Source organism: Amycolatopsis sp. NPDC006131 (assembly GCF_040614175.1).
Lineage (GTDB): Bacteria > Actinomycetota > Actinomycetes > Mycobacteriales > Pseudonocardiaceae > Amycolatopsis_E > Amycolatopsis_E tucumanensis.
Genome location: NZ_JBEXTX010000040.1, coordinates 19,672 through 45,785 on the forward strand (window position 1 = coordinate 19,672; position 26,114 = coordinate 45,785).

Consider the following 26,114-nt stretch of genomic DNA (forward strand, 5'->3'; position numbering starts at 1 on the left):
AATTCCCGAGAGGACCTCGCCCATGGTCGACTTCTCGCTCTCCACCGAAGAACGGCAGATCCGGGACACCGTGCGCGCGTTCGTCACGCGCGAGGTGGTCCCGCTGGAACCGGAAGTGCTGCGCAACGAGCGCGCCGGGCGGCCCGGTCTCGACCCCGACGTCATCAAGGAGCTGCGCGCGAAGGCGCGCGAAGCCGGCTTCTGGGGTGTCAACACGCCCGAGGAGTACGGCGGGATGAACCTGGGCGCGGTGATGGCCGCGATCGTCGCCATGGAGACCGGCCGCACGTTCGTGCCGTTCAGCTTCGGCGGCACCGCCGACAACATCCTCTACTTCGCCAACGAGGAGCAGAAGCAGCGCTACCTGATCCCGACCATCGAGGGTGAGCGCCGGTCCTGCTTCGCCATCACCGAGCCCGGCGCCGGGTCGGACGCGCGCAACATCCGCACCCGCGCCGTGCGCGACGGCGGCGACTGGGTGATCAACGGCGAGAAGGTGTTCATCACCGGCGGCAACGAGGCCGACTTCGTCATGGTGTTCGCGGTGACCGACCCGGACAAGGGCGCGAACGGGGGCGTCACCTGCTTCCTCGCCGACCGCGACATGGGCTGGAAGTCCGAGCCGATCCCCACCATGGGGCAGTGGGGCCCGGCCTCGCTGGTGTTCGACAACGTCCGGGTGCCAGCCGAGAACGTCCTCGGCGAGGTCGGTCACGGCTTCGACCTGGCGATGCGCTGGATCGGGCAGGGCCGCTACCTGATCCCGGCGCGCGCGATCGGGGCGGCGGAGCGGATGCTGAAGATGGCGATCGACCACGCGAACATCCGGCACTCGATGGGCCACCCGATCGCGGAGTACCAGGCGATCCAGTGGCAGATCGCGGACTCCCAGGTGGAGATCGAGGCGACGAAGTGGCTCACGCTGTACGCGGCGTGGCGGGTGGAGAACGGCCTGGACGCCCGGCACGCGTCGTCGATCGCGAAGCTCAACGGCGCGCTGATGGCCAACCAGGTAGTCGACCGGGTGCTGCAGATCCACGGCGGCATGGGGTACACGAAGGAACTGCCCATCGAACGGTGGTATCGGGAGCTGCGGTTGCTGCGCATCTTCGAGGGCACGGACGAGATCCAGCGCCGGACCATCGCGCGCAACCTGCTCAAGGGGCACGTGCGGCTCGGCGGGATCGGGGAGTGACCGCATGACGGGATCGCTGCGCGAGCTGTTCCGCCCCGAGTCGATCGCGCTGGTCGGCGCCACGGACAAGTCCGGGTGGTCGCTGTCCACTTTCGACAACCTGCGCAACCACCTGTTCGCGGGCAAGGTGTACCTGGTCAACCCGCGCACCGAGGTGGTGCACGGGGAGGCGGCGTACCGCAGCCTGTCCGAGATCGGCGAGCCGGTCGACCTCGTGTACGTCATGGTGCCCACGACGGCGGTGCTGCCGGTGCTGCGCGAGGGCGCCGGGCTGGGGATCCGCAACTACGTCGTGCTCACGGCGGGGTTCGGCGAGACCGGGCCCGAGGGCAAGCGGCTCGAGGACGAGATCGTGGCGTTCGCCCGCGAGCACGGGCTGACGGTGCTCGGCCCGAACGGCAACGGCTACATCAACGCCGCCGGCCGGACCACGCCCTACGGGCTGCCGATCCCTGCGCCACTGCTGGCCGGCCCGGTCGGGGTGGTGCTGCAGAGCGGGGCGCTGGCCAGTTCGGTGCTGTCGTTCGCGCAGGCGCGCAACGTCGGGCTGAGCCTGCTGACGTCGATGGGCAACGAGGCGATGGTCTCGGTGACCGACGTGATGTCCTACCTGGTGGACGATCCGGACACGTCGGTGATCGCGTTGTTCCTGGAGTCGGTGCGCCATCCGGAGGAGTTCGCCCGGGTGTGCCGCCGCGCCGCGCGGGCGGGCAAACCGGTGGTCGCGTTGAAGATCGGGGTCAGTGCGCTGGCCTCGCACACCGCGCAGGCGCACACCGGCGCGCTGGTGGGCGACGACCGGGTGATCGACGCGGCGTTCCGCCGCCTCGGCGTGGTGCGGGTGCACTCGCTGGAGGACCTGATCATCACGGCCGGGCTGCTGGCGTCGGTGGGCCGGGTCGGCGGGCCGCGGCTCGGGGTGGTGACGCCCTCGGGTGGCGCGTCGGAGATCATCGCGGACCGGGCCGAGCAGGAGGGGCTGGAGCTGCCCGCGTTCGCGCCGGAGACGGTGCAGCGGCTGGCGGCGATCGTGCCGGACTTCGCGACCGTGCAGAACCCGCTGGACGTCACCGGGTACGTGGTGGTGGACCGGACCCTGCTGGGGCGGGCCCTGGAGGTGGTGGCCGCCGACCCGGGGATCGACGCGGTGGTGCTGCTCAACGACCTGCCGCGGGTGCAGCCGGCCGATCCGTCGGTGACGCTGCAGATCGCGGGCGCGACCGCGGAGCGGATCCGGTCGGCGCGGGTGCCGGTGGTCGTGGTCAGCAACGTGCTCACCGACGTCACCGAGTTCGGCCGGTACGTGCAGGCGCAGACCGGTTTCCCCTACGTGGCGGGCGGGATCGAGCACGGCATGACGGCGATCGGCCACGTCGTGCGGTGGTCGGCGGGCGTCGAGGCGGCCGGCGCCGAGCCGGGTGCGCCGCCGCCCGCGCTGCCGGCGACGGCGGGCGCGGGTGAGGTGTGGGCGGAGCACCGGGCGTCGGCGGTGCTCGCGTCGTCCGGGGTGCCGGTCGTGCCGTCGCAGCGGGTGTCCGGGGCGGAGGAGGCGGCCGCGGCGGCCGGGCGGTTCGGCTACCCGGTGGTGCTCAAGGCCGCGGCCGAGGGCCTGGGGCACAAGAGCGACATCGGCGGCGTGCGTCTGGGACTGGGTGGTCCGGAGGAGGTCCGGTCGGCGTACCGGGAGGTGACCGCGGCGCTGGCGGCGCGGGGCCTGTCCGGTGACGCGGTGGTGCAGCCGCAGCGGCGCGGTGGGGTGGAGCTGCTGGTCGGCGTCGTGCGAGACCCGTCGTGGGGGCTGACGATGGCGATCGCCCTCGGCGGCGTGTGGGTGGAAGTGCTGGGGGACAGCGCCCTCCGGCTGTTGCCGGTGACTTCCGACGACGTGCGGGAAGCTCTGGCGGACCTGCGCGGCTACCGTCTCCTGACCGGCGCACGCGGCACGGAACCGGCCGACCTCGGCCGCCTCGCGGAGGTGATCGCCGGCATCGGCGAGCTGGCCCAGCGCCTCGGCCCGGACCTGGCCGCGCTGGAGGTGAACCCGTTGCTGGTCCGCGGCGCGGAGGTGGAGGCGCTGGACGCGCTGATCACGTGGCGGTGAGCCCTGTCGAGCGGTCAGCACTGCACTTCCGGCCCGTGACCGCGTGCAGGCAGCGTTCGCCTTGCCGCCGCAGGGCTTCCGCGAGTTCGGGCGGGCCGTCGGCGAGCGTGAACGCCGCGTCGACGGAGGTGATCATCCACACCAGCGCGTGCAGGGTGTCCGCTCCGACGTGCAGCACGCAGCTGGTGTCGTCGACCGGTTCGAGCGTGCCGGTTCCCGGCCAGACCCGGCCGGCCACGGCGGTCGCGGATTCGTGCAGCAGGACCGTCGCTCGGTACGGCCACATCCGCGACGACAACTGCCGCTCCAGGTACACGGCCACGTCCCCGCACGGCGGCTCCCGCGGCGTGAACCGGGCGCCGCCGGGGGACTTCGGCGTCAGGCGGTCCACGCGGAAGGTCCGCCAGTCGCCGCGGGCCGCGTCCCAGGCGATCAGGTACCACCGCCGTCCCCAGCTGACCAGCGAGTGCGGCTCGACCTCGCGGCGGGACGCGGCGCCGGTGTGGTCGGCGTAGTCGAACCGGAGCCGCTCGTGACGCCGGCACGCCTCGGCGATCGCCACCAGCGTCGCGGCGGGCACCTGCGGCCCGGGGGCGAGCCCGGCCCGCACCGTCGCCTGCTGCAAGGTGCGCACCCGGTGCCGCAGCCGCGACGGCAGCACCTGCTCCAGTTTCGCGAGCGCCCGCACCGCGGTTTCCCCGATGCCCGCGACCGAGCCGCCGGCCGCCGTGCCGAGGCTGACCGCCACCGCCACGGCCTCCTCGTCGTCGAGGAGCAGCGGCGGCAGCGCGGCGCCCGCGCCGAGCCGGTATCCGGCGGAGCCCCGCGTCGCGTGCACCGGATAACCGAGGTCGCGCAAGCGGTCCACGTCCCGGCGCACGGTGCGCGTGCTGACCCCGAGGCGTGCGGCGAGTTCCGCGCCCGCCCAGTCGCGCCGGGTCTGGAGCAGGGACAGCAACTCGAGCAGCCGCGCCGAAGTCTTCAACACCCGGCCAGTGTGGCGGACGGTTAGGACCGGATCCGGCCTAAGCCGTTCCTACCGTCACCGCCATGACCGAGATCCACCCCTTCCGCATCGACATCCCGCAGGACCAGCTGGACGACCTGCACGCCAGGCTGGACGCCACCCGGTGGCCGGACGAGCTGCCCGGCGTCGGCTGGAGCCGCGGCGTGCCGGTCGGCTACCTGCGCGAGCTGGCCGGGTACTGGCGCACCTCCTTCGACTGGCGCAAGCAGGAAGCGGAGATCAACAGCCACCCCCAGTTCACCACCACGATCGACGGGCAGAACCTGCACTTCCTGCACGTCCGGGCGGCCGATCCGGACGCGCTGCCGCTGGTGCTGCTGCACGGCTGGCCGGGCGGCGTGACCGACTTCCTCGACGTGCTCGAACCCCTGTCGCGGGAGTTCCACCTCGTCGTCCCGTCGCTTCCCGGGTACGGCTTTTCCACGCCGTTGAACGGGCCGGGCATGCGCCCGTCGAAGATGGCCGCCCTGGTCGTGGACCTGATGACCCGCCTCGGGTACGGGCGGTTCGGCGTGCAGGGTTACGACCTCGGGGCGTGGGTGGCGCCGTCGATCGGCAGGCGGGCGCCGGACCGCGTCGCCGGGATCCACCTCAACGCGCTGCTGACGTTCCCGGCGGGCGAGGAGGGCGAGCTCGACGGCCTGACCGATGCCGAGCAGGCCCGATGGGCGGCGATGCAGGACTTCAACGACGGCTACTTGCAGTGCAACTCGAAGCGCCCGCAGACGGTGACCTACGGCCTGCACGACTCGCCCGTGGGGCAGCTCGCGTGGATCGTGGAGAAGTTCAAGGAGCTGACCGACCCGCCCGAGGGCCTGCCGGAGGACAGCATCGACCGGGACCGCATCCTCGCCGACGTGTCGCTGTACTGGCTCACCGGCACGGCCGGCCCGGCCGCGCAGGTCTACTACGAGGAGATCACCGCGGGAGAGTGGGAGCCGGTGGCGCGGGGCACGGTGCCGACGGCGGTGCTGGTGTCCCGGCACGACAAGACGATCCGCCCGTGGGCCGAGAGGGACCACAACGTGGTGCGGTGGACCGAGACCGCGCGGGGCGGGCATTTCCTGTCGATGGAGGAGCCCGAGTTGCTGGTGGCGGATGTGCGGGAGTTCTTCGCGGAGTTGGGGTGAGGTAGCCGGTTCGGGCCAGGATCGCGCGCAGGATGACCGGCCGGTCCACCATCTGACCCTGGTGGACACCCACGGAGCCGTCACCCACCGAGGCCAGCACCCCCTCCGCCCACTCGACTTCGGCGGCGGTGGGGGTGCAGGCCTCGTGCACGGGGCCGACCTGCCGGGGGTGGATGCACAGCTTCCCGGTGAAGCCCAGGTCGATCGCGTGCGCGAGGTCCGCGACGATCGCCGTCTCGTCCCCGGTCAGGCCGTCCATCCGTGTCCTTCCTGCCTTGCGTGGTTCTCACTATCGCTCACCCGACGGTCTTCGTCGCGACCGCGACCAGGTACTCCCAGTCCGCGGCGAACGTGCCGTCGTCGGCGAGGTTGTTCTCCTCGGCGAGGGCGATGAGATCGGCGCGGAAGGCCTCCCGCCCGTCCGGGGACAGGCGTTGCGCGGCCATGTGCGTCGGGCCGTAGTGGGTGAGGAAGAAGTCGGCGAAGTGCGCCGGGTTCGCGAACTTCTCCCGCACCGTCGCGGTGGTGCACGTCAGGCCGGTGACCCGGTCGCCGAACAGTTCCCGCACGGTCTCCTCGGTGCCCCAGCGGGTGGGCGGCAGGGCGCCCGCCGGTGGTGGCGCGTGCCGTCCGACGGTCGCGAGCAGCTTGCCGATGAACCCGGCCGGCGTCCAGCTGGCCATCGCGATCGTGCCGCCGGGGCGGCAGACGCGGAGCAGTTCGTCGGCGGCGCGCTGGTGGTCGGCGGTGAACATGACGCCGATGGCGGAGAGCACGACGTCCCACTCGCCGTCGGCGCAGGGCAGGTTCTCGGCGTCCGCCTCGCGGAACCGCACGTCCAGCCCCTCCGCCTCGGCCCGCCTGCGGGCGACGTCGAGCAGCGCGGGCACGTAGTCGATGCCGGTGACGCGGCAGAACCGGCGGGCCGCGGCGAGCGCGACGTGCCCGGTCCCGGTGGCGACGTCGAGCACCTTGTCGCCGGGCCGCAGGTCCGCCGCGGCGCACAGGGTCTCCGCGAGCGGGACGGTCAGCCAGGCGACGCGCCCGTAGTCGCCGCTGCTCCAGGTCTTGTGCTGCCTGGCCTTGATCTCGTCGAAGGTGGTGGTGGTCATCGTGATCCTTTCTCCGGTTGTGACAGGGGCAGTGCGAGCGTGGTGACGCCCTCGGTGTGGAGCCCGCCGTAGGGCGCGATTTCGGTGAAGCCGTACGAGCGGTACAGGTACTCCGCGCCTGGCATGGCGTCCGGTTTGGTCTGCAGCCACAGCGCGGTGAACCCGAGGTCGGTGGCGGCCGCGACGGCCGCGGCGATCAGGTCCCGGCCCAGGCCGTGCCCGCGCACCCGCGGGTTCACGTACATCCGCTTCAGTTCGCCGGTGCGGCCGGCGAGCCGGTGGACCGCGACCATCCCGGCCGGCCGGGAATCGAGCCGCGCCAGCACGAGCGCGCCGGCGGGCGGCCGGTAGAAGCCGGGCAGGTCGTCGAACTCGGCGACGGCCGCCGGCTGCGCGGCGGTCAGGTCGAGACCGACGTGCGTGCCCATCCAGTCCAGGTATTCGCGCAGCAGCGACCGGGCGTCGCGCCAGTCGCGGTCCGCTTGCGCGTGGGTGAGGGTCGCGGTCACGGCTGGACCTCGCCCGCGGGGATGCGCTGGTGCGTGCGGAAGACGTCGTGCGGGTCCCACGCGGCCTTGACCCGGGCCAGCCGGGCGGCGCTCGACCCGAAGGCGCGGCGCATCCGGGCGCCGCCCTCGTCGCCGAGGAAGTTCGGGTACGTCGCGCCAGCCGACCAGGGCCGCAGGTCGTCGCGGAAGGCGTGGGCCAGCGCGCGGCACCGGTCGTCGTCGGCGGGGTCCTCCCACATCAGCAGCGGGTGCACGATGAACCGCGCGTCGCGCCCGGCCAGCGGCGAGTGGTCCGGCCCGGTGCGCGCCACCGCGCCGCCCCACGCCACGATGAACAGCTGCGACGGCCCGGCGGGCAGCTCGGCGGCGCGCCACACGAGCGCGTCGATCGCCGGATCGGGCAGGTCGGTGACGTTCTCGGCGGTCCAGTAGTTGCGGTAGCCGGGCGGATCGTCCAGCGAGCACTGGAAATCCGCGTACGGAGTGGGGCCGAAGAAGTCGGCGTCGGGACCCAGTGTCCGGATTGGACCGAGCGCCCGTGCGCCCGCCTCGGCCGCGCCCGCCCACATCCCGGCGATCGCCACCGCGGGCCGTCCCCGCAACGGAGTGTCGTCCGCTCCGGTGACGAACGCGCACGCCAGCGACAGCGCGTCCGGGGCTGTCCGCATCACGTCGCGGAAGGCACGCAGCACCTCACGCCCCCGGCCGGCGTCGAACAACGTCACCCCGGCGTACACCTCGGGGCCGACCGGGTGCAGCGCGAGTTCCAGCGCGGTGACGACGCCGAAACCCCCGCCGCCACCGCGCAGCGCCCACAGCAGGCCCGGGTTCTCGTCCGGGGTGGCGCGGACGATCCGGCCGTCCCAGGTGACCAGTTCGGCGGCCAGGAGGTTGTCGCAGGCCAGCCCGTGCTTGCGTTCGAGCCAGCCGGAGCCGCCGCCGAGCGTCAGCCCGGCGACGCCGGTGGTGGACACGCGCCCGCCGGTGGTCGCCAGGCCGTGCACCTGGGTCTCCCGGTCGAGGTCCGCCCAGATCGCGCCGCCGCCGACGCGGGCGACGCGGCGATCCGGGTCGACCTCGACGTCGGCGAGGTTGCGCAGGTCGAGCACCAGACCGTCGTCGCACAGCGAGAGCCCGGCGACGGAGTGCCCGCCGGCGCGCACCGCGACCGGGAGGTCGTGCTCGCGGGCGAAGGCCAGTGCGGCGACCACGTCCTCGGCGGCGACGCATTCGGCCACCAGCCGCGGCCGCCGCCGCACCATCGTGTTGAACAGGCGGCAGCTGTCCTCGAAGTAGGGGTCGCCGGGTTCGTGCACGCCACCGTCGAGGCGGAAGCGGAACTCCGCGATGCCGGCGGAACGGGTCGTCGTCATGGCCCCAGCATCGGCGCGGCGGTGCCCGCGCGGCTTCGCCCGGACCGGCCATGCCGGCGAATGGCCGGAACGGGCCAGTGCTCAGAGCAGTCCGTCGCGGGTCGCGGCCGCCACCGCCGCCGCGCGGGAGGGCACGCCGAGTTTCGTGCGGATGTTGGCGATGTGCCGGTGCACGGTGTGGGCGCTGAGGAACAGCCGCCGCGCGATCGCGGCGTCGTTCAGGCCCTGCGCGACCAGGCGCAGGATGTCGGTCTCGCGCGGACTGAGGTCGCCGCTCGCGCGGCCGGCCCGGGAACCGAGGAGCGCGAGCGCGTCCCGTGCCGCCTTCGCCGCCGCGGCCGCCTGCCCGGCACGGCCGAGCGCGCCGAGGGCCTCGGCCAGGACGAGCCGGGCCTGCGCCGCCTCGAAGGGGGCCGAGCACGCGGTGAACAGGTCGAGGGCGTCCTCGGCGGCGCGCCGCGCGGGATCGTGCTCGCCGCCCGCGACGAGCACCTGCGCGCGGACGAGCCGTCCCCGCCCGCGCATGTACGGCGTGGCGAGCGGCTCGATCTGCTGTTCCAGCCGCCCGGCCGCCGCCGCGGCGCCCTCGTGGTCGCCCGCGGCCGCCAGTGCGCGGGCGAGGAGTTCGAGCGCGGGCAGGCGGTCCAGGACACCGGCCTCGTCGAGCCGCCGCAGCACGCGGTCGGCGGCGTCGGCGGCCGCGGTCGGGTCGCCGGCGGCCAGGTCCAGTTCGCCGAGCGCGACGATGGCCTGCGGCAGCGGCAACGCGGTCTCGAACAGCGCCCGCGCCTCGGTGAGGTCGCCCTGCCGCACCCGCAGGCGGCCCAGCCGGACGGCGGTCGGGCCGGCCAGCGCGGGCCGCGTGGTGCTCAGGTCGGCCATCGCGTCGAGGAGTTCCTGCTCGGCCGACCGCCAGTCGCCGCCGGTCGCGAGGACCTCGCCGTAGGCGGTGCGGCAGGCGCCGAAGAAGTGCCTGCCGTGCCACGCCGACGACCAGGTGTGCAGGGCCCGGCACCACTGCTCCGCGCGGGCGAAGTCGCCGACGTCCGCGCACGCCGACACCGTGTGGCACAGCGCCCAGCCGGGGGCGACGGCCTCGGCGAAGTCCTCGCCGACGGCCAGCGCCGCGGACTCGTCGAGGAAGCCGAGTCCCTCGGCGATCGATCCGGACGCGACGAGCGCGCACCCGAGCACCGCGAGCGCGACGACCTCCACGCCGGTGTCGGCGATGCTCCGGGCCAGGTGCAGCGCCTCCCGCGCGAGCCGCTCGCCGGTCACTGGGTCGAAGTGCGCCAGCAGCGCCATGTCCGCCTCGAGCACGACCAGGAAACCCAGCTCGGGACAGGCGCCGGTGACCAGTGCGCGGCCGCGCCGGATCCACGCCGCGGCGAGCGCGTCGTCACCGCGGAAGTCGAGGTGGTCCGAGGCCAGCCACATCGCCATCCGCGCCGCCGCGCGGTCGTCGCCGCGGGCCCGGTAGCCGCGGTAGGCGCGTTCGCGGGCGGCGATCGTGCCCGCCTCGTCGCCCAGCCACCAGGCCGCGCGGCTCAGACCGTCCCAGGCCTCGGGCGTGTCCGCCGCCGACGCCGTGGCGAAGTGCGCGTGCGCCTCGGCCCACGCCGCGCGTTCCAGCGCCAGCCGGCCCGCGGCCAGCGCGTCCGTGGTTGCCGCACTCATCCGGTGCTCCCCGCGTTGGTGGGACCACCGTAGAGCGGAATCAGTTCATCGTCACGGAGAAGTCGGTGACGGTGAAGCGGGCAGGCACGCCGCCGGTGGAGCAGAACTCGATGCCGTAGCCGATCTGGTTGACGGTCGGGTTCGGCGGGATGTAGCCGCGGCCGACCGACCAGTCGATCATCGCCTTGATGTCGATGGCGCCGGAGTACTGGGTGGACTGCGCGACGAAGGCGAGGTAGTCGTCGCCGTCGTACCAGACGTCGTAGGTCACGCCGCCCGCGGTGTAGGTCGCGACCTTCTCCCCGGAGGGCACCTGGTTGTGGTTCTCCGTCCACACCATCAGTTCGGTGACCCCGGGCTGCTGGCCGACGCCGTTGAGCCAGATGTCGTAGGCGACGTTGTAGATCCCGGTGGCGGGACCGCGGCCGGCGAACGTGGAGGTGATGGTGGAGTAGTCCGACAGCGGGGCGCCGTCGAGGTTGTTGATGTCCTTGTGGACGTTCGGGTAGGTCTTCACCGACGTGGTGTCGGGCTGGGTGGAGTCGACGTACCAGTTGTCGTAGGAGCAGGCGTACAGGGTCTCCGGGCCCGCCTCGTCCTGGTTCCACATGTTGTTGTGCACGTAGTAGCCGCCATTCGACCAGCCGCCGTCGGGGTCGCTGGTGGTGAACACCGGGTCGGTGCAGGTCTCCTCCGGCGCCGGGGTGCTCGCGGCGGAGGTGGCGGACGTGCTCCGGGGCGTCGTGCTGCTGGACTCGCTGGACGAACTGGGTGTGCTGGGTGTGCTGGACGGGGCGCTGGTCGTGCTGCTCGCCGCGGCGCCCGTCGGACTGGGCGCGGGGCTCGCGCTCGACGAGGCGGCCTGGCTACTGCGCGAGGCCTGCGCGGCCCAGGAACTCCCGGGCTCGCAGGCGGTGGCGCTGAGCAGGACCAGGGGAGCGGCGAGCAGCACCGCCGGCAACGTGCGTTTCATGTGCGATCTTTCCGTGTTCCGGTTGGTCCCCCAGCCGAACGGTTCGGAAAGCTAGCACAGATAACGGGAAGATCACATCACCATCACGGGAAAGTGTCCGCTGCGCCACGTCCTCCCTCGCAGCGCGGTGAACACGGGGCCACGTGAAGACCTCGCGCACGACGAGATCCTCCTGTCCATGAGCAGGCGGCCCAGTACACCTCGGACAGCCACCCCGCGAAGTCCACCGGCGGGATCGGGTCAGCGGTGTCCCGACCGCCTTCGACTTCTCCGACAGCGTTTACCGGGTCGCGACCCGGGAGGCGCGCGCGGGCGCGAAGGTCATCCCGGAAGCCCGGAACAGCCCGCGATTGCCGCCTCGCGCCAGCCCTCGGCGAGTCCAGCGCCGTCTGTGTGCGGTGTTCGACGGCCGCTCGTGAGGGGGTCAGGTGCGGCGCTGCTCGGCCTCCAGGCGTTCGGCCTCCTCGCCGCCGATGGCTTCGCCGCGGGCGACCAGCCCGGCCACGTCGGAGAGCGGGATCTGCTTCAGCACCAGCGACAACGCGAACGCGATCCCGATGAACGGCAGCAGGTACCAGAACACCGGGGCGAGTGCGTCGGCGTAGGCGGTCACCACGCCGTCGCGCACCGGTGCCGGCAGCTGGTTCAGCACGGCCGGGTCGAGGGTCGCGGTGGCGGCCGAAGCGTCCGCCGCTGACGCGCCGGCCGCGGTGAAGACGCCGTTGAGGTTCTCCGTCAGCCGCGTGGTGAAGATCGTGCCGAACACCGCCGTGCCGAGCGCCGCGCCGACCTCGCGGAAGTAGTTGTTCGTGCTCGTCGCGGTGCCGATCATCGCCGCGGGCACCGCGTTCTGCACCACCAGCACGACGACCTGCATGATCAGCCCGAGCCCGGCGCCGAACACGAACAGGTACACGCAGATCAGCCAGATCGGCGTGTCCGCGGCGAGCGTGGTCATCAGGACCATCGCCACGGCGGTGACCACCGTGCCGAGGATCGGGTGGATCCGGTACCGCCCGGTCTTCGTGATCGCCGACCCGGACGCGATCGAGGTGCCGATCAGGCCGACCATCATCGGCAGGAGCAACAGGCCGGACGCGGCCGCCGAGGTGCCCGAGGACATCTGCAGGAACGTGGGCACGAACCCGATCGCGGCGAACATGCCGAGGCCCAGCGCGAGCCCGATCGCGGTGGCGTTGACGAAGATCCCGTTGCGGAACAGGCTCAGCGGGATGATCGGGTCCGCGGCGCGCTTCTCGGCCACGACGAAGGCCACCGCCGACACGAGCAGGCCCAGGCCCCACGCCCAGGTCTCCATCGCGGCCCAGCCATGGTCCTTGTCGCCCCCGAAGTCGGTGAAGAAGATCAGGCAGGTGGTGGCCAGCGACAGGGACACCACGCCGGCCAGGTCGATGGGCTGGGTCGCCTTCTTGCTCGGCAGCGTCAGCGCGACCAGCGCGATGACGAACGCCGCGACACCGACCGGGATGTTGATGTAGAACGCCCACTGCCACGTGAGGTGGTCGACGAAAAACCCGCCGAGCAGCGGGCCGCCGACGGCCGACAGCCCGAACACGCCGCCGAGCGGGCCCAGGTACTTGCCGCGCTCGTTGGCGGGCACGATGTCCGCGATGATCGCCTGGGACAGGATCATCAGCCCGCCGCCGCCGAAGCCCTGCAGCGCGCGGAACACCACGAACACCCAGAAGTCGGTGGCGAACGCGCACCCCACGGAGGCGAGGGTGAACAACGCGATCGCGACGAGGAACAGCCGCCGGCGGCCGAGGACGTCGCCGAACTTGCCGTAGATCGGCATGACGATCGTGGTCGCGAGCAGGTAGGCGGTCGTGATCCACACCTGGTGCTCGACGCCGCCGAGGTCGCCGACGATGGTCGGCATCGCGGTCGCCACGATCGTCTGGTCGAGGCTGGACAGCAGCATGCCCGCGATGAGGGCGCTGAAGATGATCCAGATCCGCCGCTGGGTCAGCAGCAGCGGGGCGGGCGCGGTGGTCGTCATGGCGTCCGTTCGGTGTCGGGGGACAGGAGGGTGCGCGCGGCGGCGAGCCGGCGCGTGAGGAGGTCGCCGAAGCTGGTCGTGTTGCCCTCGCGGAGGAACTCGCGCACCGAGGCGCCGGCGAGGGCGCCGACGATCTGCACCGCGGCGGCGGCCCGCAGGTCGCCCGCGGGCAGTCCCTCGCGGCGCTCGACCAGCTCCACATCGGACTGTTCGTCGCGCAGCAGGTACTCGAAGAACTTGGCGAGCAGGCGGGGTTCCCGCTCGACGGCGGCCTGGACCTCGCGGCACTTCTCGACCGTCATGTCGGCGCGCACCCACCGTCCCGCGGTGAGCCGCACCAGGTCGCCGAGCAGGTCGCCGCCTCCGGCCAGGAACTCCTCGACCAGGTCGTGATCGTCCCGGTGCGCGGACCGGCCGAGGACGGCGTCGTCCTTGGTGGCGAAGTAGTTGAAGAAGGTGCGGCGTGAGATGCCGGCCCGCTCGCACACCTCCTCGACGGTGAAGCCGGTCAGCCCCCGCTCGGCGGTGAGCTGTCGCGCCACCGTCGTGACCAGGGCTGCGGTGGCGGCCATCCGCCGAGTAATTGCACTATTCATCTCAAAGTGCATTCTTCCACGCCAGCCCTGTCGTTCGCCACCCGGTTCTGTTATGTTCGGTTGTGCACAACTCAATTGGACACAACTGGAGGGACGGACATGACTGAGACGGTGGTCCTGGTGCACGGCGCGTTCGCCGAGTCGGCCAGCTGGAACGGGGTCATCGCCCGGCTGCGGGAGCAGGGGCGCCGGGTCGTGGCGGTGGCGAACCCGCTGCGCAGCCTGGCGGGTGACGCCGAGTACCTGCGGCGGGTGCTGTCCGGGATCGACGGCCCGGTGGTCCTGGCCGGCCACTCGTACGGCGGGATGGTCGCCACGGAGGCCGCGGCGGGGAACCCGCAGGTCAAGGCCCTGGTCTACGTCGCGGCGTTCGCGCCGGAGGCGGGGGAGTCGGCGCTCGGGCTGTCCGGCAAGTACCCCGGCAGCACGCTCGGCGGGACGCTCGACTCGGTCCCGCTCGGCGACGGCAGCAACGACCTGTCGATCGGACCGGACGAGTTCCACGGCCAGTTCGCGGCCGACGTGCCGGCGGACGAGGCCGCGCTGATGGCGGCGACGCAGCGCCCGGTGCGTGACGTGGCCCTGTCGCAGGAGGCGACGAACACGGCGTGGCGCGACATCCCGTCGTGGTTCCTGATCCCGCTGGCGGACAAGAACATCCCGGCGGCGGCGCAGCGGTTCATGGCCGAGCGGGCGGGCGCGCGGAAGGTCGTCGAACTCGACGGCGCCTCGCACGCGGTGGCGGTCTCCGAGCCGGCGGCGGTCGCGGACCTGATCCTCGAAGCGGCGAAGTCCGCCTGACGTGAAACGGAAGACGGGGCCCGCGCGGAGTGCGCGGGCCCCGTCGTTTCAGGAGCGTCAGTCGTTGCCGGCTTCCAGCGCGGCGTGGTCGAGCAGCTCGACGTCCTCCGCGGCGCCGCCGCGGGAGGCGATCACCTCGGCACCGCCCTCGGTCATGGCGCCGATCAGGCCCGTCGAGGCGGCCTGGGCGGCGCCCACCAGCTTCGGCTGCTGGACGTCGCCGGTGCCGACCAGGCCGAGGCCGGCGTACTGCTCCAGGCGTGAGCGCGAGTCGGCGATGTCGAGGTTGCGCATGGTGAGCTGGCCGATGCGGTCGACCGGGCCGAACGCCGCGTCCTCGGTGCGCTCCATCGACAGCTTGTCCGGGTGGTAGCTGAACGACGGGCCGGTGGTGTCGAGGATCGAGTAGTCCTCGCCGCGCCGCAGCCGCAGCGTGACCTCGCCGGTGACCGCCGTGCCGACCCACCGCTGCAGCGACTCGCGCAGCATGAGCGACTGCGGGTCGAGCCAGCGGCCCTCGTACATGAGGCGGCCGAGGCGGCGGCCTTCGTTGTGGTAGCTGGCAATCGTGTCCTCGTTGTGGATCGCGTTGAGCAGCCGCTCGTAGGCGGCGTGCAGCAGCGCCATGCCCGGGGCCTCGTAGATGCCGCGGCTCTTGGCCTCGATGATCCGGTTCTCGATCTGGTCGGACATGCCCAGCCCGTGCCGCCCGCCGATCGCGTTGGCCTCGAGCACCAGGTCGACGGCGGTGGCGAACTCCTTGCCGTTGATGCGCACCGGGCGGCCCTGCTCGAAGGCGATGGTGACGTCCTCGGCGGGGATCTCGACCTCGGGGTCCCAGAACCGGACGCCCATGATGGGCTCGACCAGCTCGATGCCGGCGTCGAGGTGCTCCAGGGCCTTGGCCTCGTGGGTCGCGCCCCAGATGTTCGCGTCGGTCGAGTAGGCCTTCTCGGTGCTGGCGCGGTAGGGCAGGTTCCGGGCGGTCAGCCACTCCGACATCTCGGTGCGGCCGCCCAGTTCGGTGACGAAGTCGGCGTCCAGCCACGGCTTGTAGATGCGCAGGGCCGGGTTGGCGAGCAGGCCGTACCGGTAGAAGCGCTCGATGTCGTTGCCCTTGAAGGTGGAGCCGTCGCCCCAGATCTGGACGTCGTCCTCCAGCATCGCGCGCACCAGCAGCGTGCCGGTGACCGCGCGGCCCAGCGGAGTGGTGTTGAAGTAGACGCGGCCGCCGGAGCGGATGTGGAAGGCGCCGCAGGCCAGGGCGGCCAGCCCTTCCTCGACGAGCGCCTCGCGGCAGTCGACGAGCCGGGCGATCTCCGCGCCGTAGGTCTTGGCGCGGCCCGGCACGGAGGCGATGTCGGGCTCGTCGTACTGCCCGATGTCAGCGGTGTAGGCGCAGGGGACCGCCCCCTTCTCGCGCATCCACGCGACCGCTACCGACGTGTCGAGGCCTCCGGAGAAGGCGATCCCGACACGTTCACCGACAGGCAGAGAGGTGAGCACCTTGGACACGGGAACAGTATATGCATGGCGATGCATGATCATGCAATCGGGTGTGGCTGGCGTCTCCGCTCCGGCCCGTGCGGGGTTGGTGAGGCCTCCTAGGTTGCCTCGGCCGCGGCTGGCCGCCGGCTCGCGGCTGTCGCCGAACCTCGCTGGCCGCATCCCCTTGTCAGTCCTCCGCCGCCGCGGTGGGGATGTCGTTCGCTGCCGCCCAGGTGGCCACGTCCTGCCGCTGGACGGCCGCCGCCATGAGGTCCGGGAAACGGTCCGGCGTGCAGGCGAACGCGGGAATCCCCAAGGCCGCCAGCGCGGCCGCGTTCTCGTGGTCGTAGGCGGGCGCTCCGTCGTCGCTCAGGGCGAGCAGGCACACCACCTGCACGCCGTCCGCCTTCAGGGCCTGCGCGCGCTGCAGCATCTCCTCCTCGTCACCGCCCTCGAAAAGGTCGCTGATCAGCACCAGCACGGTGTCGCGCGGGGCGTCGATTCGGCTCTGGCAGTACGCCAGAGCCGCGTTGATGTCGGTGCCGCCGCCCAGCTGGACCCCGAACAGCAGCTCCACCGGGTCGGACACCGACTCGGTCAGGTCCGCCACCGCGGTGTCGAACGCGATCACCTGCGTCCGCAGCGACCGGATCGACGCCAGCACCGCCCCGAACACGCTCGCATACACCACCGAGGCGGCCATCGACCCGCTCTGGTCCAGGCACAGCACGATCTGCCTGGACACGCTCGGCAGCCGCCGACCGAAACCCACCAGCCGCTCCGGAACGACGGTCCGCTGCTCGGGCTGGTAGTGCTTCAGGTTCGCCAGGATCGTGCGGTTCCAGTCGATGTCGCCGTGCCGGGGCCGGTTCGTGCGGTTGGCCCGGTGCAGCGCCCCGCCCACCGCCTGCCGCGTCGGCTGCGCCAGGCGCTTCTCCAGGTCCTCGACCACCTTCCGCACCACCGCGCGCGCCGTGTCCCGCGACCGCTCCGGAATGGCCCGGTTGAGCGACAGCAGCGTGCCCACCAGGTGCACGTCCGGCTGCACGGACTCCAGCATCTCCGGCTCCAGCAGCAACTGGCGCAGCCCCAGCCGCTCCATCGCGTCGCGCTGCATCACCTGCACCACCGAGCTGGGGAAGTAGCCGCGGATGTCGCCCAGCCACCGCGCCACCCGCGGGGACGACCCGCCGAGCCCGCCGCGCCGGTCCTTTTCCTTGTCGTACAACGCTTCCAGCGTGGCGTCCCGCCGGGCGTCCGCACCGGACAGCGACACGCCGGTGCCGTCGGCGTCCTGCCCGCCGAGCATCATCCGCCACCGCCGCAGCCGTTCACTCATCCCAGCAGCTCCAGGATCCGCGGCACCACCAGCGCCGCCCGCTCGTGGTCCAGGTCCTCGTCCGCCGCGCGCGCCCCGGCCGCGCCCTCGCCGCGGTCGATCCGCCGCACCCGCAGCCCGATCTCCCGCCGCTCCGGCGCGCTGAACTCGGCGAACGTCCGGCGCAGCAACGGAAGCAGGTGGTCGAACACCTCCTCGCCGACCCCGGTCGCCCACCGGTCGACGATCTCCAGCAGCTCCGGCTCGTGCACCAGCAGCGCCGCCTCGCCGGACAGGAACCCCTCCAGCCAGCCCGCGGCCTGGGTCGCGTCCGCGGCGACGGACAGCTGCCGGGACAGCCTGCCCGCGGCGTCGGCCACGTCCAGCAGCCCGGCGTCCAGCAGCAGCCGCACCGCGCGCCCGGCGATCAGCCCCGGCACGCCGAGCCGGTCGGCCACCGTCCGCAGCGCGCCGTACCAGACCTCCCGCAGCTCCTGCTGGTCGAGCAGCCCGATGCCCCGCTGCACACCGTCCACCAGCTGCTGCACCTCACGGCCGGCGTCCTCGTCGAGACCCGCGCACGCGGCGGGCAGCCCGACGGCGATGCGCGTGACCACTCCGCTCAGCACCCGCTGCACCAGCTCGGTGTCCGCGCGGCGCACGTTGCCGTAGCGGCGCACGCGCGCCATCGGCTCCACCGCCGCCATCAACCGCGTGGTGTCGTGCTGGCGCGCGGCCCGCTCGTCGAGCGCCGCGAGCACCCCGGCCAGCGCTTCCGGCAGGTCCGCGGTGAGCGTGTCCTCGACCAGGACGCTCAGCTCGGCGATGTCGGCCTCGGCGGCCCGCTGCGCCACCACCGCCGTCGCCGCGGACTCGATGGTCGTGCCGTAGCCGCTCGCCTCGATCAACGCGACCGCCAGGTCCGGCCGCCACTCCAGCACCCACGACTCCCGGAACGTGCCCCGCGTGCGCGCGGTCTCCGCGGGCTCGCCCCACCGCACGCCGAGCAGCAGCAGCCGGTGCAGCAGCTTGCTGCGCTCCAGGTGCGTCGGCGTGCGCAGGTCCAGGTCCAGCTGCTGCTCGGCCGCGCTCTGCTTGAGCCGCAACCGTTTCCGGGTCGCCTCCAGGTCCTTGGCCAGCGGCACCATCGGCGTCTCGGCGGGCACCCGGCCCAGGATGTCGCCGACCAGCAGCTTGCGGGCCACCAGCCGCATCGGGATGTCCGACCCTCCACACAGGACGGCCTGGCAGGCCTCCAGCACCTCGGGCAACCCGGGGTGCGGGCGGTTGCGCAGCACGGCCAGCGCGTCGGCGAGCCGGACGGCCTCGATGACCGCGGCCGGGGACACGTCGTGCTGCTCGCGGCGCAGCAGATGCGCCACCCGCACCATCCATCGGCCCACCGCCTCGTCGTGCGCGGTGGTGAACAGGTGGTGGTACCAGCCGGGGGAGGAGATTCCCGCGCCGTAGCCGCTGGCCCTGGCCAGCCGCGACGACGTCCACGGCACCCAGGTCGCCGCGACCTTCGTCGTGCGCAGTCCCTTGAGCAGCCGGTTGTCCGCGGCCTGCGACGGGAACTCCGCGGGCACCAGCACCGGCGCGTGCCAGGCGCCGCACACCACCGCGATCGTGCCTGCCCCGCCGCGGATGACCGCCCGCAGCACCTTCCGCATCGCCGCTTCCCGCCGCTGCGTGCGCAGGTCCGGCACGTGCCCTTCGCGCAGCGCGCGCATGGCGTCGATCAGCGCGTCGAACACCTCGAGACCGTGGTAGCGCAGTTCGACCGCGTCCTCCCACCAGCGCTCCGGATCGTCGTACCCGGCGGCTTCGGCCAGCGTCGCGATGGGGTCGATCGGTGGCTCGGCGTCCGGGTCCTCGGCGTCCTCCAGCACGAGCGCGACGTTCGCGGGCAGGTCGAGGAACCTCACCTGCCTGCCGTGCTCCAGCGCCCATCGCAGCGCCACCCACTCCGGGGAGAACACCGCCATCGGGTAGAACGCGGCCGTCGCCGGGCGGTCGGCGGCGTAGACCAGCCCGGCGACCGGCGGGCGCATGCCCGCGGCCGCGGCGAGCGGGGCGACGGAGTCCAGCTCCGGCGGCCCCTCGATCAGCACGACCTCGGGGTCGAGCCGGTCCAGGGCGTCGGCGACCGCGCGGGCCGAACCGGGCCCGTGGTGCCGGATGCCGAGGACGTGAACGCTCACACCAGTTCCCGGCACGCGCGGTAGAGGTCGGACCACGGCTTGCGCTCGCGCACCACGGTCTCCAGGTACTCCTGCCACACGATCCGGTCCTGCACCGGGTCCTTGACCACCGCGCCGTGCAGGCCGGCCGCCACGTCGTCGGCCCGCACCACGCCGTCGCCGAAGTGCGTCGCGAGCGCGATCCCGTTCGTCATCACCGAGATCGCCTCAGCGGTGGACAGCGTCCCCGACGGCGACTTGATCTTCGTCCGCCCGTCGGTGGTGACCCCGTCGCGCAGCTCGCGGAACACGGTCACCACGCGGCGGATCTCGTCCACGTTCTCCGCGCCGGCCGGCAGCTGCAGCGACCGGCCCAGCTGCTCTACGCGCAGCCGGACGATCTCCACTTCGGACTCGGCGTCGTCGGGCAGCGGCAGCACCACGACGTTGAAGCGGCGTTTCAGCGCGGCGGACAGGTCGTTCACGCCGCGGTCGCGGTCGTTGGCCGTGGCGATCACGTTGAACCCGGCGAGCGCCTGCACCTCGCTGTCCAGCTCCGGGATCGGCAGGGTCTTCTCGCTGAGGATCGTGATCAGCGCGTCCTGGACGTCGGACGGGATGCGGGTCAGCTCCTCGATCCGCGCGATGCCGCCGGTCTCCATCGCGCGCAGCACCGGGCTGGCGACCAGCGCCTTGGGCGAGGGTCCCTCGGCGAGCAGGCGCGCGTAGTTCCAGCCGTAGCGGATCGCCTCCTCGGCGGTGCCGGACGTGCCCTGCACGAGCTGGGTGGAATCGCCGGAGATGGCCGCGGCGAGGTGCTCGGACAGCCACGTCTTCGCGGTGCCGGGGACGCCCAGCAGGAGCAGCGCGCGATCGGTGGCGAGCGTGGCGATCGCGACCTCGACGAGGCGACGCGAGCCGAGGTACTTCGGCGTGATCGGGGTGCCGTCCGGGGCCTCGCCGCCCAGCACGTAGGTCGCGACGGCCCACGGCGACAGCTTCCAGTTGGGCGGTTTGGGCCGGTCGTCGGCGGCCGCGAGGGCGGCCAGCTCGTCGGCGTGCTGCTGCTCGGCGTGTGCTCTCAGCACGTCGGTCATGTGAACTCCTGCCGGATGGTCGCTCGGATGGTCAGCGCGTGGGCGATGCCGCGCAGGGTGCGCGCGGTGGGTTTGTGGTCGGTGCCGAGGGCGAGCAGCCAGTTCTCGACGGCGGCGAGCGCGGCGGGGTGCAGGTGCTCGGCCATCGCGCGGGCGGCCAGCCGCAGCACGGCCTCGGCCTTGGCGGTGCGCAGCCGCGCGACGATTTCGGTGGAGAACTCCGCGGGCCACGGGCCGGGCGCGGCGGCGAGCAGCGCGCCGAACCGGGCGTCGAGTTTCCGGCTGCCACCGAGGATTTCCGCGGCGGTCGCCGGAGTGAGCGCGGCGATCAGCTCGGGGGCCGGCTGGTGCCGGGCCAGCGCGGTGAGCCACTGCTGGTCGCGCTGGCGCAGCGCGGCTTTCGTCCAGCCGAGGAGGACGTCGTGGCCGGCCTCGGGGATCCAGTCCGGATCCCAGGCGGCCAGCGGGGTGGCGGCGAGGATCTGGATCAGCCGGGACGCGCCGCGGCCGAGACCCGGTTCGCGGTGGTCGGTGACGCCGTCGCGGCGGGCCGCGTCGTCGGGTTCGCCGGGCAGGTCGAAGGCGCCGCGGCCCTGGTGCAGCCGCCGGGCGCGCTCGGCCATGCGCTGGGCGCGGGCCGAGCCGGGCAGGTGGTCGAGCAGGGCAGTGGCGGCGGCGCGGACGGTCGCGGCTCGGTCGTCGAGGGCGCGTTCGAGCAGCGGTTCGTCGTCGCCGGACAGGCCGGTGCGCAGGGTGTCGAGGAACGCGGCGCGGGTGGCGGCCGGCTCGTCGGCCCAGGTTTCCTCGACCAGTTCGCGCGCGCGGCCGGGCGCGGTGGCGCGCAGGTCGGTCAGCAGCGCCACCCGCTCGGCGCGGGTGCCGGTGGCGAAGCGCTCCGCCACGTCGGCGGGCGGGACGGTGGCGGCCCAGCTCCACGCCGGGTTGTGCGCGGCCAGCCAGGCGCCGCGCGGGCCGAGGACGTCGCGGACGAGAGGGCGGGCGGTGGCGGTGGTCGTGCCGAAGCGGAGCAGGTCGGGCAGCAGCCGGTACGGCGGGCGCCGCCCGGTGTCGCGGGCGGCGGTGAGCCAGTCGCCGGTGAGCAGCTCGGTGCCGACTTCGAGGCGGATGGCCTTGGTGAGCAGCAGTTCCAGCAGCTGGGCGGCGGCCGGGGTGCATTCGGGACGGTCGTCGGGGCCGGCCGGTTGTCGCGGGGTGCCGCGCCAGACCGGCGGTGTCCAGCCCGCGCGCCGGTGCCCGGCGGCGAGGGCGGCCGCGGCCAGGACCGCGGCCTCGGGCGAGTCGGCGGTGACGCTGCTTGCGCCCGGGATGCCGGAGGCGGCGAGGTCGAAGGGGCGGCGGCCGGTGCCGACCAGCGCCGTGCCCAGCAGGTCTTCCCACGCGGTCACAGCGCCACCAGCCGGTCGCCGACCTGCACGCTCAGGGGGTGCAGGCGCTCGTCGATCCACTCGCCGAACACCGGCACCGGGTGCCCGCCGGAGAGGGCGAGCAGCTGCCACACGTCGGTGCCCGCGGCCAGGGTGAGGGCGGCGCCGCCGGGGTCGACGAGCAGCGGCGGGTCGCCGGGGACGACGGTCATCCCGGCCAGCGCTAGAGGGATGCGGCGCAGCCACGGGTTCCCGGCGAGCCACCGGGCGGCCTGGCCGAGCGCGGTGCGGACGTCGGTGGCGTGCGGGAGGCCGGAACCGGGCGTGACCTTGTGCTCGTCACCGGCGAGCAGCGCGCGGCGGGGCGGGCCGCCGGGGTAGCGGGCCACCTCACCGTCCACAACGGACCCGAGCACGTGCGCGACCTTCAGCGCCTGCCCGGCGGCGGCGAAGTCCAGCAGCACCACGGTTTCGCCGGTGCGCTCGCCGTGCAACCAGGTGCGCTGGGACAGCAGGCGCTCGTCCTCCTCCTGGCTCAGGCCGACGACCCACCACCGGTCGGCGACCCGGTCGCCGATCTCGTCGCGGCGGCGGGCCCAGCCCAGCACCGTGCGCAGGTCGCCCATCGCGGCGTCGTCCAGCTCGGCGCGGCGCCGCCACGCGCGGACCGCGAGGTACCAGCGGCCGAGCTCGCCGAGCAGGTGTGGCGCCCAGTCGGCGCGGGCGTGGATGTCGGCGCCGGCGGCGCGGACCCGGTCGGCGAGCCCGGGCAGCTGGGCGTCGACGAGCCGGGCCGCGGCGGTGTCCCAGAACCCGGGCGGCTGGCGGCGGGCGGCCGCCAGGCCCTGGCGGACGAGGTCGTGCAGCCACAGCTCGAAGTCGTCGAGGCCGGCCGACATGAGCGACTCGCGCTCGGCCAGGCGCTTGGCCTGCGCCTCGGGGTCCGGTTTGGCGGCTTCCCGGCGGGGCGTGGCGGGGGTGACCCAGTCGGCGGGCCCGGCGTCCTCGGACACGGAGCCGTCGCCCGCGGCCCACATGAGCAGCAGGGCCAGGCCGTGCTTGCAGGGGAACTTGCGGCTCGGGCACGTGCAGCGGAAGGACGGTTCGGTGAGGTCGACGGTGACCTGGTAGGGGGTGCGGGCGCTGCCCTGGCACTTGCCCCAGACGAGTGAGCTGGTGCTGCCGAGGTCGGACCAGGTGCGCGGGTTGGCGAGCCCGCGGGCGGCCCGCGCGGACCCGGCGTCCGGGGCCAGCGCGAGCACCCGAGCCACCGTCCACCGCGATCCCACGCGGCCAGCCTATCCGCCACCCCCGGCGGCGGCCGGGCACCCGGGCGGGCCGGTTCGCCGGCCGGATGTGGAGCCGCCCCGGCGGGAGGCAGTGGCCGGCAGCCGCGTCCGGCGGTGCTCGCCCGGCGCGGCGGCCATGGCCCCGGTACGGGGCCACCGCTGGTTCCGGCTGGACGACCAGGGGCCGCCGCCGCGTGCCCCGGCGGCGGCCGGCTTGCGGTGAAGCTGGTGCCTCGTCGGATTCCGGTGGCCCACCTCGGCCCGGTGGCGTGGTCCGGCTTGGTTCCTGTCCCGGCCCGATCGGCGGGGCAGGCTCGATGGCCCGCCCCGCTCGGTGGTCCGGCCCGGTCCGCCCTGGCCCGGTCGTTCGGTCAGGCCATTTCGGGGACCCGCAGGTGCGCCAGTGCCAGCTCGAACTCGGCCACCTCGAGGATCTCCACCCCGGCCTCCTCCGCGCCGCGCGAGCGGAGGGCGTCGGCGCGGTTGCGGGTGCTCGCCATGTTCGCGTGGTTGTCGTAGGTCACCGAGGACACCGCGATGCCCGCCTCGCGGTCGATCATCAGGCTGGCGCTGCAGAACCCGTCGAGGCGTTCCAGCTCGGGCAGCAGGCCCATGCGGTAGGTGTCGATGGCGCGGTCGAGCTGGTCGAACCGGGTCCAGGTGACGCGGCAGCAGGCGCCCTCGGGCGCGGGCCGCGTGCGGTGCAGCACCGCGATCTCCCACTCGTCGACCTGGGCGCGGTTGCCGCCCATCACCTCCGCCGCGTGGTCGCGCAGCGGGCGCACCCGGTCCGCGCTGTCCCGCATCGCCTCCATCGACTCCCACGAGCTGGTGGCGATGCAGCGTCCGGAGTCGCGGTCGACGAGCATCGACAGTCCGACGCAGCCGGGCATCTCCATCAGCTCCGGCATGACCTCGTCGCGCAGGTGGGCGATCCCGGCTTCGATCGTGTCCTGGTGAGCTTGCACCGTGGTGGAACGCGCGAACACGCCTTCCACCCCCTCTCCGGTCGAGGCGGCGTCCCGGCGGCGCCGCCGGTAGCCCTCCACCTTGCGCCGCGGGGCGAGCGGGCGCAACCGCGGCCGGCGCCGCCCTAGTCGACGACGTACCACTGGCCGCCGCGGTATTCGAGGACCGCGTCGCCCAGGTCGCTCTCCGTGAACGGGGTGTCCGCACGCACCGCGCGCGCCGGGATCTCGATCCGCCCGGCGGTTTCAATGACTCCGGCCCGGTCGACCGTCGCGGTGCGCAGGGCCCGCTTCTGGGCCGGCGAGATCATCTGGAAGGTGATCGGCATGGTCTGCTCGCACGGCCCGAAGCCCTGGTCCTCGGCCTTCTTCGCGGCCGGGCCCGCGATCTCGCAGACCACCGCGAGGTCCTCGCGGCCCACCGCGTGCAGGAACTCCTCGTAACGCCGGATGCCCTCGGACGCCGACGGGCCCGACGACGTCGGCGGTGCCGACGACGTGGACGGTGGCGGGCCGTCCTGCTTGCGGTACAGCGTGGCGGATCCCGTCACACTGCCGCCGGAGTAGGTCATCTTCAGCGACTCGCCGTCCCGGTGGAGCGTCACCGTGCCCTCGGTGACGCAGTTGCCCGCGTCCTTGTCCAGGATCGTCTCGCGCAGCTCCAGCCACTGCGTGGTCGCGTCGACCAGCCGGAGGATGCCGCGGCACGCCAGGTCCGGATCGGGGCCGGTCCAGGTCGTGCGGTACTCGACCGGGTTGCTGTCGCCGCCGAGGACCACCCGCATGTGGTACGGGCGGGCCGCCGGGGACTGCTCGACCGGGTCGCGGGTCTCCCACGTCCCGGCGAAACCGTCCGGCAGCCGGGCGGGCATGGCGCAGCGGCGGTCGGTGAACACGTCGGCGAGTTGCCGCCCCGGGTAGGGACCGGCCGGGCCGGAGAAGCCGGGCACGAGCGACTGCGCGCCCCACGCGCCGCGGTAGCCGTACCACGGCTCGCCGTCGAGCGCGCGTGGCTGCGTGCGCCACAGGTTTCCCTGCGAGGTCCAGTCGAAGGTGGCGCCGGAGACGTGCCAGCCCTTCGACGGGTACGACGCGTGCGACCCCTTGGCCGAGTACACGACCGGGTGGCCGTCGTCGTGGTCCAGGTCCGCCCACGGCACGGAACACGGCTCGGCGCCGTGGCCGAAGAAGGTCACCGCGACCGGTTCGCCGTTCCGCAGCTGGACGGCGACCCGCTCCCAGTCGCCCTCGTGCGTGTTGCCCACGGGGGTGCCGGCCGGGCGGAGTTCGTTGCGGCCGTAGAAGAACCAGTACACGTACGCGGAGCGCTCGTCGTCGGCGCGGTGGTGCTCCCAGTACATCGGCGGGGGAGCGTCGTCGGGCTGGACGTCGTCGTGCGCATCCAGGTAGAACCCGCCGTCGGAGTTCGGCGAGACCTCGTCGCCCGAGTGGCGGGCACAGGGGAACAGCGGCTTGTCCGGGGACGGCACGGCGGGGTCGGCGTCCTTGTGGTGCTTGTAGACAGTGCCGCGAAGCTTGCCGGGATCGACCGGATCGGCCACCGGCTCGGGGTCGGCGCAGTCGTCGTGCTCGTACCGCAGCACCGACTGCCGGATGTAGGCGGTCGCGTCCATCGGGGTGAACCGCTCGTCGCCGGCCAGCCACACCCGCGGCGCGAACTGCAGCGCGGTGGGCTCGTCCACACGCGCCGGTGCGGGCGCGGTCTGCTCCTTCGGCCCAGGATCGTGGTCCTCGCAGGCCGTCAGCAGCGTCATGGCCAGCAGGGCCACCCCCAGCAAAACGCGCATCTTGAGGACTGTACGCAAGGGACGCCACGCGCGTGGCCGTTTTCCGGAATCAGCTGCTGGCCGA

General features: G+C 73.4%; 21 protein-coding genes. 5 read left to right on the plus strand and 16 right to left on the minus strand.

From position 1 onward, the window contains the following. The first annotated feature begins 22 nt into the window (after nucleotides 1–22). Together ABZ215_RS21290 and ABZ215_RS21295 are read left to right on the plus strand one after the other, a co-directional pair. Nucleotides 23–1,195, plus strand: coding sequence for an acyl-CoA dehydrogenase family protein (locus ABZ215_RS21290; RefSeq protein ID WP_354950994.1), 1,173 nt, complete (start codon nucleotides 23–25; stop codon nucleotides 1,193–1,195). A gap of 4 nt (nucleotides 1,196–1,199) precedes the next feature. Continuing rightward, the gene (locus ABZ215_RS21295) at nucleotides 1,200–3,296 is read left to right on the plus strand and encodes an acetate--CoA ligase family protein (protein WP_354950996.1); all 2,097 of its coding nucleotides are present in this window, start codon (nucleotides 1,200–1,202) and stop codon (nucleotides 3,294–3,296) included. Here ABZ215_RS21295 and ABZ215_RS21300 read toward each other — a convergent pair. Next, nucleotides 3,283–4,284, minus strand: a complete 1,002-nt coding sequence (locus ABZ215_RS21300) for a YafY family protein (protein WP_354950998.1) — start codon at nucleotides 4,282–4,284, stop codon at nucleotides 3,283–3,285. The two genes, ABZ215_RS21295 and ABZ215_RS21300, sit on opposite strands and share 14 nt — an antisense overlap. 62 nt (nucleotides 4,285–4,346) lie before the next feature. Here ABZ215_RS21300 and ABZ215_RS21305 point away from each other — a divergent pair, with 62 nt between their 5' ends. Then, nucleotides 4,347–5,453: an epoxide hydrolase family protein gene (locus ABZ215_RS21305; protein ID WP_354951000.1), complete on the plus strand. Its 1,107-nt coding sequence runs from the start codon at nucleotides 4,347–4,349 to the stop codon at nucleotides 5,451–5,453. A gap of 296 nt (nucleotides 5,454–5,749) precedes the next feature. Here ABZ215_RS21305 and ABZ215_RS21310 read toward each other — a convergent pair whose 3' ends face one another. From ABZ215_RS21310 to ABZ215_RS21330, 5 genes are all read right to left on the minus strand, one after another. Beyond that, nucleotides 5,750–6,565 carry a class I SAM-dependent methyltransferase gene (locus tag ABZ215_RS21310; protein WP_020419823.1) on the minus strand — a complete coding sequence of 272 codons (816 nt, stop codon included), beginning with the start codon at nucleotides 6,563–6,565 and terminating at the stop codon, nucleotides 5,750–5,752. Next, the gene (locus tag ABZ215_RS21315) at nucleotides 6,562–7,074 is read right to left on the minus strand and encodes a GNAT family N-acetyltransferase (protein ID WP_354951003.1); all 513 of its coding nucleotides are present in this window, start codon (nucleotides 7,072–7,074) and stop codon (nucleotides 6,562–6,564) included. Before ABZ215_RS21315 ends, ABZ215_RS21310 begins: the two co-directional genes overlap by 4 nt. Further along, complete coding sequence (locus tag ABZ215_RS21320) at nucleotides 7,071–8,447, minus strand: FAD-binding oxidoreductase (RefSeq protein ID WP_354951005.1); 1,377 nt, start codon at nucleotides 8,445–8,447, stop codon at nucleotides 7,071–7,073. Before ABZ215_RS21320 ends, ABZ215_RS21315 begins: the two co-directional genes overlap by 4 nt. Before the next feature lie 81 nt (nucleotides 8,448–8,528). Next, nucleotides 8,529–10,124, minus strand: a complete 1,596-nt coding sequence (locus ABZ215_RS21325) for a helix-turn-helix transcriptional regulator (protein WP_354951007.1) — start codon at nucleotides 10,122–10,124, stop codon at nucleotides 8,529–8,531. Between the two features lie 40 nt (nucleotides 10,125–10,164). Continuing rightward, a complete protein-coding gene (locus ABZ215_RS21330) occupies nucleotides 10,165–10,797 on the minus strand; it encodes a hypothetical protein (RefSeq protein ID WP_237334705.1) in 633 nt (210 codons plus the stop codon). Between ABZ215_RS21330 and ABZ215_RS21335 the strand changes: the two genes are divergently transcribed. Continuing rightward, on the plus strand, nucleotides 10,790–11,152 hold the full coding sequence (locus tag ABZ215_RS21335) for a hypothetical protein (RefSeq protein WP_354951009.1): 363 nt from the start codon (nucleotides 10,790–10,792) through the stop codon (nucleotides 11,150–11,152). The two genes, ABZ215_RS21330 and ABZ215_RS21335, sit on opposite strands and share 8 nt — an antisense overlap. A 369-nt stretch (nucleotides 11,153–11,521) precedes the next feature. On the opposite strand, the gene ABZ215_RS21340 is transcribed toward ABZ215_RS21335, so the two are convergent. After that, entirely contained in the window at nucleotides 11,522–13,117 is a 1,596-nt protein-coding gene (locus ABZ215_RS21340) for an MDR family MFS transporter (protein WP_354951011.1), read from the minus strand. Beyond that, on the minus strand, nucleotides 13,114–13,689 hold the full coding sequence (locus tag ABZ215_RS21345; protein WP_020419816.1) for a TetR/AcrR family transcriptional regulator: 576 nt from the start codon (nucleotides 13,687–13,689) through the stop codon (nucleotides 13,114–13,116). Before ABZ215_RS21345 ends, ABZ215_RS21340 begins: the two co-directional genes overlap by 4 nt. Nucleotides 13,690–13,812: 123 nt before the next feature. Here ABZ215_RS21345 and ABZ215_RS21350 point away from each other — a divergent pair, with 123 nt between their 5' ends. Next, nucleotides 13,813–14,514: an alpha/beta hydrolase gene (locus ABZ215_RS21350; RefSeq protein ID WP_354951013.1), complete on the plus strand. Its 702-nt coding sequence runs from the start codon at nucleotides 13,813–13,815 to the stop codon at nucleotides 14,512–14,514. 57 nt (nucleotides 14,515–14,571) lie between these two features. Here the strand turns inward: ABZ215_RS21350 and argG are convergent, their stop codons facing one another. The 8 genes from argG to ABZ215_RS21390 all read right to left on the minus strand — a co-directional run bounded on the left by argG (nucleotide 14,572) and on the right by ABZ215_RS21390 (nucleotide 26,050). Then, on the minus strand, nucleotides 14,572–16,029 hold the full coding sequence (gene argG / locus ABZ215_RS21355; RefSeq protein WP_020419814.1) for an argininosuccinate synthase: 1,458 nt from the start codon (nucleotides 16,027–16,029) through the stop codon (nucleotides 14,572–14,574). A 160-nt stretch (nucleotides 16,030–16,189) separates the two neighbouring features. Beyond that, a complete protein-coding gene (locus tag ABZ215_RS21360) occupies nucleotides 16,190–17,341 on the minus strand; it encodes a VWA domain-containing protein (protein WP_020419813.1) in 1,152 nt (383 codons plus the stop codon). Beyond that, nucleotides 17,338–19,524 (minus strand): DUF5682 family protein, encoded by a 2,187-nt coding sequence (locus ABZ215_RS21365; protein ID WP_354951016.1) that lies wholly within the window; start codon nucleotides 19,522–19,524, stop codon nucleotides 17,338–17,340. The genes ABZ215_RS21360 and ABZ215_RS21365 overlap by 4 nt, the downstream gene beginning before the upstream one ends. Next, a complete protein-coding gene (locus ABZ215_RS21370) occupies nucleotides 19,521–20,600 on the minus strand; it encodes an AAA family ATPase (protein ID WP_027930041.1) in 1,080 nt (359 codons plus the stop codon). Before ABZ215_RS21370 ends, ABZ215_RS21365 begins: the two co-directional genes overlap by 4 nt. Then, nucleotides 20,597–22,006, minus strand: coding sequence for a DUF5691 domain-containing protein (locus tag ABZ215_RS21375; protein WP_354951018.1), 1,410 nt, complete (start codon nucleotides 22,004–22,006; stop codon nucleotides 20,597–20,599). The genes ABZ215_RS21370 and ABZ215_RS21375 overlap by 4 nt, the downstream gene beginning before the upstream one ends. Then, entirely contained in the window at nucleotides 22,003–23,274 is a 1,272-nt protein-coding gene (locus ABZ215_RS21380; protein WP_354951020.1) for an SWIM zinc finger family protein, read from the minus strand. Before ABZ215_RS21380 ends, ABZ215_RS21375 begins: the two co-directional genes overlap by 4 nt. A gap of 371 nt (nucleotides 23,275–23,645) precedes the next feature. Then, the gene (locus tag ABZ215_RS21385) at nucleotides 23,646–24,263 is read right to left on the minus strand and encodes an antibiotic biosynthesis monooxygenase (protein WP_354951022.1); all 618 of its coding nucleotides are present in this window, start codon (nucleotides 24,261–24,263) and stop codon (nucleotides 23,646–23,648) included. A gap of 104 nt (nucleotides 24,264–24,367) precedes the next feature. Then, a complete protein-coding gene (locus ABZ215_RS21390) occupies nucleotides 24,368–26,050 on the minus strand; it encodes a hypothetical protein (RefSeq protein ID WP_354951024.1) in 1,683 nt (560 codons plus the stop codon). Between the last annotated feature and the right edge of the window lie 64 nt (nucleotides 26,051–26,114).

Excerpts from the sequence above, each read along its gene's own strand:
- ABZ215_RS21350 (WP_354951013.1), top strand. The coding sequence starts at position 13,813 with ATGACTGAGACGGTGGTCCTGGTGCACGGCGCGTTCGCCGAGTCGGCC.
- ABZ215_RS21370 (WP_027930041.1), bottom strand. The coding sequence starts at position 20,600 with ATGACCGACGTGCTGAGAGCACACGCCGAGCAGCAGCACGCCGACGAG.
- ABZ215_RS21295 (WP_354950996.1), top strand. The coding sequence starts at position 1,200 with ATGACGGGATCGCTGCGCGAGCTGTTCCGCCCCGAGTCGATCGCGCTG.
- ABZ215_RS21360 (WP_020419813.1), bottom strand. The coding sequence starts at position 17,341 with ATGAGTGAACGGCTGCGGCGGTGGCGGATGATGCTCGGCGGGCAGGAC.
- ABZ215_RS21345 (WP_020419816.1), bottom strand. The coding sequence starts at position 13,689 with ATGGCCGCCACCGCAGCCCTGGTCACGACGGTGGCGCGACAGCTCACC.
- ABZ215_RS21320 (WP_354951005.1), bottom strand. The coding sequence starts at position 8,447 with ATGACGACGACCCGTTCCGCCGGCATCGCGGAGTTCCGCTTCCGCCTC.
- ABZ215_RS21340 (WP_354951011.1), bottom strand. The coding sequence starts at position 13,117 with ATGACGACCACCGCGCCCGCCCCGCTGCTGCTGACCCAGCGGCGGATC.
- ABZ215_RS21325 (WP_354951007.1), bottom strand. The coding sequence starts at position 10,124 with ATGAGTGCGGCAACCACGGACGCGCTGGCCGCGGGCCGGCTGGCGCTG.
- ABZ215_RS21305 (WP_354951000.1), top strand. The coding sequence starts at position 4,347 with ATGACCGAGATCCACCCCTTCCGCATCGACATCCCGCAGGACCAGCTG.
- ABZ215_RS21310 (WP_020419823.1), bottom strand. The coding sequence starts at position 6,565 with ATGACCACCACCACCTTCGACGAGATCAAGGCCAGGCAGCACAAGACC.
- ABZ215_RS21290 (WP_354950994.1), top strand. The coding sequence starts at position 23 with ATGGTCGACTTCTCGCTCTCCACCGAAGAACGGCAGATCCGGGACACC.
- ABZ215_RS21390 (WP_354951024.1), bottom strand. The coding sequence starts at position 26,050 with ATGCGCGTTTTGCTGGGGGTGGCCCTGCTGGCCATGACGCTGCTGACG.